This is a genomic window from Aquabacterium sp. UBA2148 (genome assembly GCF_002328915.1).
In the GTDB taxonomy this organism is placed as follows: domain Bacteria; phylum Pseudomonadota; class Gammaproteobacteria; order Burkholderiales; family Burkholderiaceae_C; genus Aquabacterium; species Aquabacterium parvum.
Window position 1 is genome coordinate 1 of sequence record NZ_DCXA01000086.1, and the last position, 2,426, is coordinate 2,426.

Annotated in this window: 3 protein-coding genes; all 3 read left to right on the forward strand. The window is 68.4% G+C overall.

The genetic code is table 11. The features are described from left to right. Window positions 1–729: SURF1 family protein (locus tag B2W70_RS04565; RefSeq protein WP_286743305.1), on the forward strand; the 729-nt coding region annotated here is incomplete at its 5' end. 52 nt (window positions 730–781) lie between these two features. Further along, complete coding sequence (locus B2W70_RS04570) at window positions 782–1,450, forward strand: SCO family protein (protein ID WP_286743307.1); 669 nt, start codon at window positions 782–784, stop codon at window positions 1,448–1,450. A 14-nt stretch (window positions 1,451–1,464) separates the two neighbouring features. After that, window positions 1,465–2,426: COX15/CtaA family protein (locus tag B2W70_RS04575; RefSeq protein ID WP_286743308.1), on the forward strand; the 962-nt coding region annotated here is incomplete at its 3' end.

The following is a 2,426-nucleotide window of genomic DNA, read 5'->3' on the forward strand; positions in this document are numbered from 1 at the left end:
AGCGCAGCGCCCGGGAGCGGGCGTGACTGGCCTTGTCGGTCTGGATTGAAATCGGTTGTGCCGGCACCTGCGGCAGAGCCGAACTCGCAGCGAGGCTCTGACAAGCCGGGCGCCGAAGTCGACGCCGCCTTGCCCGCGCAGCAGCCTGTCGCCCTGCGAGGTCGCTGGCTGAGTCAACACACGGTCTTCCTGGACAACCGGCCCATGGGTGGTCAGCCAGGTTTCTTCGTGGTGACCCCCTTGCGCTTGTCCGACTCGGCCTGTCCGGGTGGCATCGTGCTGGTGCAGCGTGGCTGGTGGCCGCGCGATGCCCAGGACCGTCAACGCCTGCCTGATTGGCCCGAAGCCGATGGCGAGGTGGTGCTGCGCGGTGTCGTGTTGGCCCAGGTGTCGCAGGCCTACGCCCTGGGCGAGGAGGGCCCACCGCCGCGCGAGGCGGGTCGTGTGCTGCGTCAGAACGCCGATGAGGCCTTCTGGCGAGCGTGGCTGGGGCAATCCCCGCTACCCGGCGCGGTGCTGCAAGGGCATCCTGAGACCATGACGTCTGATTCCCCGGCTGGTGTCGCTCCGCCCGATCTGCGGCGCGACTGGCCCCAACCTGACCTGGGTGTCGACAAGCACCACGCCTACGCCGCACAGTGGTTCGCCTTGTCCGCGCTCGCGGTCGGTCTCACACTCTGGTTTTCGGTGATCCGACCGCGGCGTGCGCGGCGGTCGGTCGCTGCCTGATGCTGCCAGCCTTCTCATGACACGCTCTGCTGCCCCCGCGCACCCGAACCCGATGGCGACCGACCCGATGATCCAGTTGAGTGTTCACAGCCTGCCGGCTGCTGACCAGGCCCTGACCCAACGCACGCGCGTGGGCCGCATCAAGATGCTGTTGGTCTGGGCGGTGTGCGCCGCCCCGGTGGTGGCCTCCTACTTCATGTACTACGTGGTCAGGCCCGAAGGACGCACCAACCACGGTGCGCTGATCCAGCCGACACGCGCGATGCCTGAGCCCGCCGCATTGCCACTGCGCAACCTGCAGGGCTCGCCGGTGTTACCTGCCTCGCTCAAGGGACAGTGGTTGCTGGTGTCGGTGGCCGAAGGGGCCTGCGAAGCGGCGTGCGAGAAAACGCTCTACCTGCAGCGCCAGCTCCGCGAGTCGCTGGGTCGAGACAAGGACCGCGTGGACCGTGTCTGGCTGGTGAGCGATGGCGCTCCGGTGCGCGAGGCCCTGCTGCCTGCGCTGCAGCAGGCCACCGTGCTGCGTGCTCCTCAGGCCGATCTGGCGCGTTGGCTCGAGCCCGAGTCCGGCCGTCAGCTCGCCGATCACCTCTACCTGGTGGACCCGCGTGGCGACTGGATGATGCGCTTTCCGGCCAACGTCGATTTCACCAAGGCCAAGCGTGACCTGACCCGCCTGCTCAAGGCCAGCGAGGCCTGGGACGAGGCGGGTCGTCAGTGAGCGAGGACAGGGGCATGCAGGCATCCGCTTCCTTGGGACAACAACTCGTCGACCTGGCTCCTTTGATCGAGCTGCTGCTGCTCGGGGCGGGCCTGGCCTTGTTGCCAGCGGCCGTGGTGGTCTGGCGCGCTCGCCGACAGGGGGGTCATGGTTGGCCAGCCTGGCAACGCGTGCTGACGGTGGCCACGCTCTTTTTGACGCTGGACCTGGTGGCGTTTGGCGCTTTCACGCGCCTGACCGACTCCGGTCTGGGTTGTCCGGACTGGCCGGGCTGTTACGGCGAGATGAGCCCCTTCCATGCACGCGACGACATCCACGTCGCGCACACGTCGGCGCCCACAGGGCCGGTTTCGCCCACGAAAGCCTGGATCGAGATGATCCACCGCTACCTGGCCACGGCCGTCGGCGCCCTGATCACGGGGCTGATGGTGCTGGCCTGGCGTCAGCGTGACGTACCCGGTGCGCTGTCGCCGTGGTGGGCCACCTGGACGTTCGTGTGGGTTTGCGTGCAAGGCGCTTTTGGGGCGTTCACCGTCACCATGAAGCTGCAACCGCTGATCGTCACCGGGCACCTGCTGGGTGCTTTGCTCGGTGTGGCCCTGCTGACCACCCAGGCGCGCGTGCTCGATCCCGCGCCACTGGGTGGGGCCGATGGCAGCGATGAACGCCGCGCCCTTTGGGCGAGATCGGGCCTGCGCCGAGCGGGCTTCGTGGTGCTGGCCCTGTTGACGCTGCAGATCGCTTCGGGCGCCTGGGTCAGCACCAACTACGCCGTGCTGGCTTGCGCCAAGTTCCCGACCTGCCAGGGGCAGTGGTGGCCGCCGATGGATTTCGACGGGGCGTTCCACCTGTGGCGTCCGCTGGGTGGCGATGGCCAAGGCGGCGTCATCACCATGGCCAGCCTGACCGCCATCCACATGGCGCACCGACTGCTGGCGGGTGGGGTGGCGCTGGCCTTGGTGCTGTTCGCCTGGCG

Coding starts and splice junctions, on each gene's coding strand:
- B2W70_RS04570 (WP_286743307.1), top strand. CDS start 782: ATGGCGACCGACCCGATGATCCAGTTGAGTGTTCACAGCCTGCCGGCT.